The sequence below is a fragment of the Pontibacterium sp. genome, assembly GCF_964228735.1.
GTDB lineage: Bacteria > Pseudomonadota > Gammaproteobacteria > Pseudomonadales > Balneatricaceae > Pontibacterium.
In genome coordinates, this window is sequence record NZ_CAXRBQ010000020.1 from 1 (window position 1) to 8,742 (window position 8,742).

An 8,742-nucleotide genomic window follows, 5' to 3' on the forward strand; every position below is an offset into this window, starting at 1 on the left:
AAGAACAAAATGCAGGCACTGGGCGCAGCGATGAGAAAGCTGGTCCACCTGTGCTTTGGCGTGGTGAAAAGCCAGGAAAAGTTCCAGCTACACCCGCTCTAAAAGCGTTTGTAGCCAGAATCGAGAGATGGTATCTACGGGTGAAGAGGTTTGTTGCAGCGGGCTCTGACCGCGACCGGTTCTTGGATTTGATCTGTCGTCCTCGGAGAGGGCTGCTACAGCAGGGTGTACGCCGTTCCAGTGCGTCGGCAGGGCTTGTATTTTCAATAAGTCATATAGTCTTTTTTTTGTGTTTATAAAAGACATAAAATCTTTTAACTGGCCTAAAAATAAATTAAACAAGAAATAAAACCTCGATATTTAGAGAATACGAACTTTAAGACGCCGCTAGAATAGCTAAAAAATTCTTACAAGAAGGTGAGGCTATGAATCTTACGACCGAGCTGACTCTCGACCAGTACCGCGAGATTATCCGCAAAAACTACCTGGCAGATGAAACCACTGCTGTTCATTCCCTGATGGATAATGCCCGTTTGTCTGCCGATGATCGTGCCGCGATCTCTGCTCGTGCAGCCGAGCTGGTAACTAAGGTTCGTAACGAAAGCAAACCTTCCATGATGGAAAAATTCCTGGCGGAATACGGCCTGACCACTAAAGAGGGTGTAGCCCTGATGTGTTTGGCTGAAGCGCTGTTGCGTGTGCCGGATTCCACCACCATCGATGCCCTGATCGAAGACAAGGTTGCGAGCGGTAACTGGCGCAGCCACCTGGGTCAAGCAAACTCCTCTCTGGTGAACTCCTCTACCTGGGCGCTGATGCTGACTGGTAAACTGATCGCACCGGAAGAGGACGAGAAGAAGGGTGTTACCAAGACCCTACGTTCTCTGGTTAAGCGTCTGGGCGAGCCGGTTGTCCGTACCGCAGTAGGTCAGGCGATGAAAGAGCTGGGCCGTCAGTTTGTACTGGGTCGTACCATCGAAGAAGCGACCAAACGTGCGAGCAAATACGAAGCACAGGGTTATACCTACTCCTACGACATGCTGGGTGAAGCGGCACGCACCGATGCGGATGCGATCCGTTACCACCAGGCATACTCCAAAGCGATTCGCGAGCTGTCTGCAGCGTGCAAACACGATGATATCCGCAAGAATCCAGGTATCTCCGTAAAACTGTCTGCACTGCACGCCCGTTACGAATTCGGTCAGCGCGACCGTGTGATGAACGAACTGGTGGATCGCACCCGCTCTCTGGCCCTGCAGGCGAAGCAGGCCAACATGGGCTTCAACATCGACGCGGAAGAAGCGGATCGTCTGGATCTGTCCCTGGATATCATCGAAGCAGTACTGTCTGATCCTGTACTGGCAGGCTGGGACGGCTTCGGTATCGTAGTACAGGCCTTCGGTCAGCGCGCATCTCACGTACTTAACTGGCTGTATGCACTGGCGACCAAGCTGGACCGCAAGATCATGGTGCGTCTGGTAAAAGGTGCGTACTGGGATGCGGAGATCAAACGTGCGCAGGTATTTGGCCTGAACGGCTTCCCTGTGTACACCCGCAAGGTGAACAGCGATGTTTCCTACATGTGCTGTGCCGAAAAGCTGCTGGGTATGACCGATCGTATCTACCCTCAGTTTGCGACTCACAACGCACACTCAGTGTCCTCTATCCTGCACATGGCGCGCGATATGGGCACCGAGAAGTTCGAATTCCAGCGTCTGCACGGTATGGGTGAGTCCCTGCACGATACTGTCCTGAAGAACAGCAACACCGGTTGTCGTATCTACGCTCCGGTTGGTGCACATCAGGATCTGCTGGCGTACCTGGTGCGCCGTCTGCTGGAAAACGGTGCCAACAGCTCCTTCGTAAACCAGATTGTTGATACCCGTATCTCTCCGGAAGAGATCGCGCGTGACCCGTTTGACGCAGTAAAAGCGCTGGGTGATAACGTTGCCAGCACCATGATTGACCGTCCGGCCGATCTGTACGGTGAAGGCCGAGTGAACGCCCGTGGTTGGGATATTACCGATCCTGTAGCGGTTGAGCTACTGGAAGCAGAGCGTTTTGGTTTCCAGGAATACCAGTGGAACGCACAGCCGATTGTGGGTGGTAAAGCGATCACTGAACCGGGCACCCGTAACCAGATTAATGTCGTAAACCCAGCCAAGCCGGATGACCTGGTTGGTTTTGTAACCGAAGCCTCTGCTGAAGATATCGAAACCGCGATCACCTCTGCGCAGAACGGTTACATCGCCTGGTCCAAAACTTCACCGGAAGAGCGTGCAGCTGCCCTGCGTAAAGTGGGCGACCTGATGGAAGAGCACGCGGCAGAGCTGTTCAGTCTGACCACCCGTGAAGCGGGTAAGAACATGTTGGATGCGGTAGGTGAATTGCGTGAAGCAGTCGACTTCGCCCGTTACTACGCGGCAGAAGCCCTGCGTAACGCTGATGCCGGCGAAGCGCGTGGTGTGATTACCTGTATCTCCCCGTGGAACTTCCCACTGGCGATCTTCTCCGGCCAGGTGTTGGCGGCACTGGCAGCGGGTAACGCTGTACTGGCAAAACCAGCTGACCAGACCGCACTGATCGCTGCACGTGCAGTTGAACTGATGCACGAAGCGGGTATCCCAGCGGATGCACTGCAGTTGCTGCCGGGTAGTGGTGCCAATGTCGGTGCACCGCTGACCTCCGATGCACGTATCGCAGGTGTATGTTTCACCGGTTCTACCGCCACTGCTCAGCGCATCAACAAAGTGATGGCTGAAACCGTTGCGCCGGAAGCTCCGCTGGTTGCAGAAACCGGTGGTCTGAACGCAATGATCGTAGACTCCACTGCACTGCCAGAGCAGGTCGTGCGTGATGTGCTGGCATCCTCCTTCCAGAGTGCCGGTCAGCGTTGTTCTGCGCTGCGTATGTTGTACCTGCAGGAAGACGTGGCTGACCACATCCTTGAGATGCTGTTTGGCGCGATGGATGAGCTGCGTATCGGCGATCCATGGCTGCTGAGCACCGACGTTGGTCCGGTGATCGATGCAGCAGCGAAGGCACGTATCGATGAGCACTGCGAAGCATTCCGCAAGCAGGGCCGTGTACTGAAAGCACTGCAGGTGCCGCAGGACGGTCTGTTTGTTGCGCCGACCGTGATTAAGCTGGAAGGCATTGAAGAGCTGAAGCAGGAGATCTTTGGTCCTGTTCTGCACGTAGCAACCTTCTCTGCAGATGAGATCGACAAGGTTGTCGATGATGTTAACGCGCAGGGTTACGGCCTGACCTTCGGTCTGCACACCCGTGTTGATAGCCGTGTAGAGCGTATCTGTGACCGCATCAAGGTGGGTAACATTTACGTGAACCGCAACCAGATCGGTGCGATTGTTGGATCCCAGCCGTTTGGTGGTGAAGGCCTGTCCGGCACCGGTCCAAAAGCGGGTGGCCCTCACTACGTAAAACGTTTCATGACCAATGCACAGGCGGCTGTAGAGCCTGAACTGAAAGCTAGCATCGACGCGGCTGCGCTGCAGACTGCAATCGATCAGGTGAAAGGCTCCGTTCTAGCGAAAGCCTGGGCGCAGGAACCGGCGCGTAAAGCGAAGCTGGTGAGCCTGCTGGGTGACTCTGCAAACGGTATCGAGGTGCTGAGCAACCTGGAAGCTGAAGCAATGCCAGGACCAACCGGTGAACTGAACCTGCTGTCCGACCTGCCACGTGGTGTGGTGCTGTGTCTGGGGCCGGACAAAGAAACTGCAACTCAGCAGGCAGCAGTTGCACTGGCGCAGGGTAACGCAGTTGTACTGGTGGCTCCGGGTATAGAGAGCTGGGCACGTAACGCGACAGAAGTGGGCCTACCGGTAGTGGCGGTTGAAGGTCTGCTGCTGGCGGATGCGCTGGCAACCACCGAAGGCTTCGCGGCCGTGGTAAGCAGTGCTGACAGCAACACCCTGCGTAGCTACCGCCGTGTACTGGCTGCCCGTGACGGTGTGCTGCTGCCGCTGATCACCGAAATCAATGCACCAGAGCGCTTCGTTATCGAACGCCACCTGTGTGTAGACACCACTGCGGCAGGCGGTAACGCCAGTCTTATCGCATCGGCGGAGTAATCTCCGCCCCGTACCAATTCACTTGTTGAGTTTCTTCACGATCTCACTCCGCCGGATCTGGCCTGGTCCGGCGTTTACCGCCTCCGCTCTGGGGGCTTTTTTTTGTCTGGAGTTTGGTGGGGGGATGATCAAACTTTTTTAGGGCAGCCTTCAGGCTGCCGGCAGGCTGATCACCAAAGATGACGCAGAGCCTGCCCTACAGGGGGCGCTTTGTAGCAGCGGGCTCCGACCGCGACTATTTGTGGTGCGGCGGTCAACCCCATGTCGCCCTCGGAGCGGGCTGCTACAAGGTGATGGTTTTGTAGCAGCGGTCTCCGACCGCGACTGATTGTAGTGTGGAGGTTAAGCCGATGTCGCCCTCAGAGCGGGCTGCTACAGGGTGAATATTTTGTAGCAGCGGTCTCCGACCACGACTAATACTCGTGTGGAGGTCAATCCAATGTCGCTCTCGGAGAGGGCTGCTACATGCTGCGGCATTACGCCACGTTGTATATGCTAGATACAGCACCTTAGAAGGATTACTATCCCAGCGCTTCCCATTTTTAGGCCGTAGGCGTCCACCGCCGGAGATCATGCATGGAACTCTTTTCTCCACTTTCAAACCCTACCTTTCGTTGGCTGTTCTTCAGCCAAGTGATCTCGTTACTGGGCACAGGTTTAACCACGGTTGCTCTGGCATTGCTCGCCTATGACCTGAATCCTGGGCATGCGGGCGCAGTGCTGGGGAGCGCGCTGGCAATCAAAATGGTGGCCTATCTGGGAGTGGCGCCAGTGGTGGGTGGTTATGTCAGTCGCTTACCGCGGAAAGCGTGGTTGGCTTCACTTAATGTGGGGCGTGCGATGGTGGTTGTGCTGTTGCCATTTGTTGGTGAAATCTGGCAGCTTTTCCTGCTGATCTTCCTGCTTAACACATTGGCCGCAGGATATACCCCGGTTTACCAAGCGCTGCTACCGGATATCTTGCCTGAAGAGGAGCAATACACCCGTGCTTTGTCTCTATCCCGCCTGGCGATGGAGATCGAGGCGCTGTTCAGCCCGATGCTGGCTGCGCTCCTGTTGCTTGTGGCGTCCTATGATCTCTTGTTCGGTCTCAATGCGATGGCGTTTGCTGTTGCCGTAGGTTTTGTGGCGATGTCGGTCATTCCGCAAGGTGCGGTCAGTGAGCGCAGCGGTGGTGTCTGGCATCACGTGAGCTTTGGCGTAAAGAGCTACCTTAAAACACCACGCTTGCGAGGTGTGTTGCTGCTTAACCTGGCGCTATCTGCGGCAGGTGCGATGATTATCGTGAATACCGTTGTGTATGTGCGCAGTGTGTTGGGCTTGGGAGAAGAACAGGTGCCGCTGTTGATGGCATCTGCGGGGGCGGGTTCCATAGTGGCAGCTTTGATAATGCCTAAGTTGTTGGAGCGCTGGCCGGATCGCCCGGTTATGCTGTCTGGCGGTGTGCTGTTTGCGGCGGCGTTGATGTTCGGGTTGCTTGAACCAAGCTATTCCGGACTATTCCCAATCTGGTTTGTGATAGGTGTTGCCACTTCGCTGGTGTTGATCCCAACCGGCCGTGTGGTGCGAGATTCCTGCAGTGCTGGTGACCGCAACGATTACTTTGCCGCAAACTTCGCGCTAACCCACGGTATGTGGCTGGTGGGCTACCTGCTGGCTGGGTGGTTGGGTAGTCTGCTGAGTATGACGATGACGTTCTTGTTGCTGGGCTTGATGGCTTTGGTTGCAACTGTCATGGCGAGCAGGGTGTGGGATCAGAAGGATCAGAAGGATCTGTGGCATGAACATGAAGCGATGGAGCATCTGCACCCGCATGTTCATGATGAACACCATCGGCACGAGCATGAAGGTTGGGAAGGGCCTGAGCCCCATGTGCACCCTCATTACCATCCCAAGCAGCGCCACCGTCACCCGTTTGTGATTGATGAGCACCATGTGCATTGGCCAAAGCAGTAGGGCTATGTGTGACTGGAAAAATAGATTGTAGGGCCGTCTTTTAGACTGCCGGCAGCCTGAAGGCTGCCCTACAGGAGGGGCATGATTATCGGTAGCAGCCCGCTCTGAGGGCGACTTGAGGTATACAGATCTGGCCACTGTTTGTCGCCCTCGGAGCGGGCTGCTACAAAAAAAACGTGTTGTAGGTTGGCCACCGCACAGCGGTGCCCAACACATCATCTGCATTAACCTTCCAACGCCTTCGGACGGCCGTGCAACCAACCCTGAGTACCATCGATCTGCAGCTGGTTCAGCTCATTCAGCTGCGTCTCACGCTCGATATGCTCTGCATACGCTTTGATGCTCAAACTGTGGGCGATACTGATCAAGCTGCTCACGAAGAAGCGGTCTTCCGCCTGCTGATCGATCTTACGGATCAGAGAACCATCAATCTTGATGTAATCCGGCTGCAGGGTATAGAGGTATGCAAAACCAGCAGGGTGGATGCCGAAGTTATCGACACCAAACTCCATACCGTTTGCTTTCATCATCTCACGGAAATGGCGTACATCACTCAGGTTGTTGAGGATCGCGCTTTCGCTCACTTCAACATGCAGATGCTGTTTTTGTTCGTTATCGGCAATCAGTGCCTTGAACCAGCTTACAAACTCTTTGTCGCGTACGGCTTCGGCGCTCAGGTTGATCGCCAGTTTGCCGCAGTTTGGATTCTTGTTGGCATGTTCAAGTGCACGCTGAATCACGGCGCGGTCCAGCATCACCATCAGCCCCAGCTCTTTGATAACACTCAGGAACTCACCGGCGGTACATGGTGTGCCTTTCTGGTCTAGAATTCGGGCCAGCAGCTCCTGCTGCGCAGGCTGTGAGCTTGTGTTAGCCATCAAAGGCAGGGTTTGCAGGAAGATCTGTGCCTTGCTCACAGAGTCGGCAACATGCTGATGCCAGGCGTTGCTGTCTTGCAGTGCTTTCTCGTCGGAGCCGTAGATCGCGTAGTTCTGGTCCTGTTCTTCCGCTTCACTCAATGCCAGGCGGGCTTCGGTCAGCAGCTGGTTGCAGCTGGTCATATCGTTGGAATGAGCTACACCGATATGGATCGGCCAGTGACGTTCGATCACTGTAGAGCCGCTCAGTGCTTCGAAGTTGGCCTGCAGGTCCGAGCACAGCTGGCTTACGGTGCGTTTCAGGCTGTCATCGTCCAGGCGCTGAACCAGTAGGATAAAGTCTGCACCGGTCAGGCGGCCCAGAATGCTTTGCTCGGACGTCTGGGCGAGTTTCTCCAGCTTGCTGCCAACAACCTTAATAAAGTTGCTGGCTTTCTCCATGCCCAGGTCGCGGTTCAGGCTCGCCAGATCGGTTATACGCAGGTAGAGCAGGGTGCCGTTACCAAAGTCCTGGCGGTAATCCAGGCGTTCCGTCAGTTGGGCTTCTGCTGCGCGCTGGTTTGGCAGGCCGGTGAGGCTGTCTTGGTAAGCGGTACGGCGCAGGTCTTCAATGTGACGGCTCTGCTCGTCGAACATCAGGCGAACCTGTTTCACCATCTGGTTCATTGCTGTGACTACGCGTTTTAGCTCGCGGGTGCCTGGGATATGGGACTGCTCGATAAAGCGCTTCTCGCTCAGGGCCTGTGCCTGCTCTTCAACACCTTTCAGTGGGAGCAAGATGTACATCAGCAGGCCGCCGATCGCTACCGCACTGATTGCTGCCAAAATGCCAAACCAGATCAACGTGTTTTGAATGCCTTGCCAGAGTTTTGCGTAAGCGTAACCGGCACGGCTCTGAACGTGAACGCTACCGATCTTGCTCCACTGATGGCTGACATCACGGGTCATCTGCGGCGGCTTGATCTCAAACAGGTTGGTAAACCAGGCCGGTACGGTGTCATCAATACGCGGGGGTGTGGTTGTGGAGAACAGGATTGTGCCAGTGCTGTCGCTGATGTCGATGCGTTGGTAGAAACCACTGTCAAAAATGGCATTCACGGTTGTTTCAATCGCGGCAACATCTTTCTGGGCAATAGCGGGTGCCAGGTAAAGCCCCAGGTGGGTGGCGGCATCCTGACCGTGGGATTGCAGCTGGTTCAACAGCATCGTCTTGGAACTGTTGGACATAAGGTAGGCAGACCCCAGCAGCAGTGCGATCAACACTGCAAAGGACGCGGCTACCAGTTGTTTAACAAGACTCATTGTATGCTCTCCCAGCTATTCAACAGAGTTCACTGTCTGGTTCTCAAGCCGCGAACGTAGCTTGACCCAGTGTTCCAATCGATCAGATGTGCCCACGATCTCGGCGCGGCGTCCTTTTTTGGATAACCAGAGGTTGTCACCGTTAAAGCTATACACGTGAATCAGGTCGGGGCGTTTATTGGCCGGTTTGATCTCTGGAATCAGATTATCCAGCACGACCGGCATAGAGTTCGGGGTTTTGTAATAGGTCAGCACCATATGTGCCTGGTTGTATTCGATCGCCTTCACGTAGGCGATGCTCATCTTGCTATCCGGCACGCCCACTTCGCGCAGGGTGTAGTACTTGGCGATAGAGAAGTCTTCGCAGTCGCCGCCATTGGTAATCAGGAACTCTACCGGGGTGGCCCAGTAGTCCTCTTTCTTCCAGTGGTTGATGTCATTCAGGAAGCGAACCTGGTTAAAGAAGTCGTTAACCTTGCGGAGTTTGGTCTCTTCGGGGTCGTTCTTGTTATCGT

At 55.1% G+C, this 8,742-nt stretch carries 4 protein-coding genes and 1 pseudogene; 3 read left to right on the forward strand and 2 right to left on the reverse strand.

What is annotated here, in order from left to right:
• The 3 genes and pseudogenes from ACEQ15_RS01775 to ACEQ15_RS01785 form a co-directional block, all read left to right on the forward strand.
• A pseudogene (locus tag ACEQ15_RS01775) lies at positions 1 to 102 on the forward strand (IS110 family transposase); the annotation flags it as partial.
• 323 nt (positions 103 to 425) lie between these two features.
• Entirely contained in the window at positions 426 to 4,091 is a 3,666-nt protein-coding gene (gene putA, locus ACEQ15_RS01780) for a bifunctional proline dehydrogenase/L-glutamate gamma-semialdehyde dehydrogenase PutA (protein WP_370277308.1), read from the forward strand.
• A 576-nt stretch (positions 4,092 to 4,667) separates the two neighbouring features.
• Positions 4,668 to 6,047, forward strand: a complete 1,380-nt coding sequence (locus ACEQ15_RS01785) for an MFS transporter (protein ID WP_370277309.1) — start codon at positions 4,668 to 4,670, stop codon at positions 6,045 to 6,047.
• Between the two features lie 224 nt (positions 6,048 to 6,271).
• Here the strand turns inward: ACEQ15_RS01785 and ACEQ15_RS01790 are convergent, their stop codons facing one another.
• Positions 6,272 to 8,227, reverse strand: a complete 1,956-nt coding sequence (locus ACEQ15_RS01790; protein ID WP_370277311.1) for an EAL domain-containing protein — start codon at positions 8,225 to 8,227, stop codon at positions 6,272 to 6,274.
• A 15-nt stretch (positions 8,228 to 8,242) separates the two neighbouring features.
• Positions 8,243 to 8,742, reverse strand: a 500-nt coding sequence (locus tag ACEQ15_RS01795) for a transglutaminase-like cysteine peptidase (protein ID WP_370277313.1), incomplete at its 5' end; no start/stop codon positions are given.

Excerpts from the sequence above, each read along its gene's own strand:
- putA (WP_370277308.1), top strand. The coding sequence starts at position 426 with ATGAATCTTACGACCGAGCTGACTCTCGACCAGTACCGCGAGATTATC.
- ACEQ15_RS01785 (WP_370277309.1), top strand. The coding sequence starts at position 4,668 with ATGGAACTCTTTTCTCCACTTTCAAACCCTACCTTTCGTTGGCTGTTC.
- ACEQ15_RS01790 (WP_370277311.1), bottom strand. The coding sequence starts at position 8,227 with ATGAGTCTTGTTAAACAACTGGTAGCCGCGTCCTTTGCAGTGTTGATC.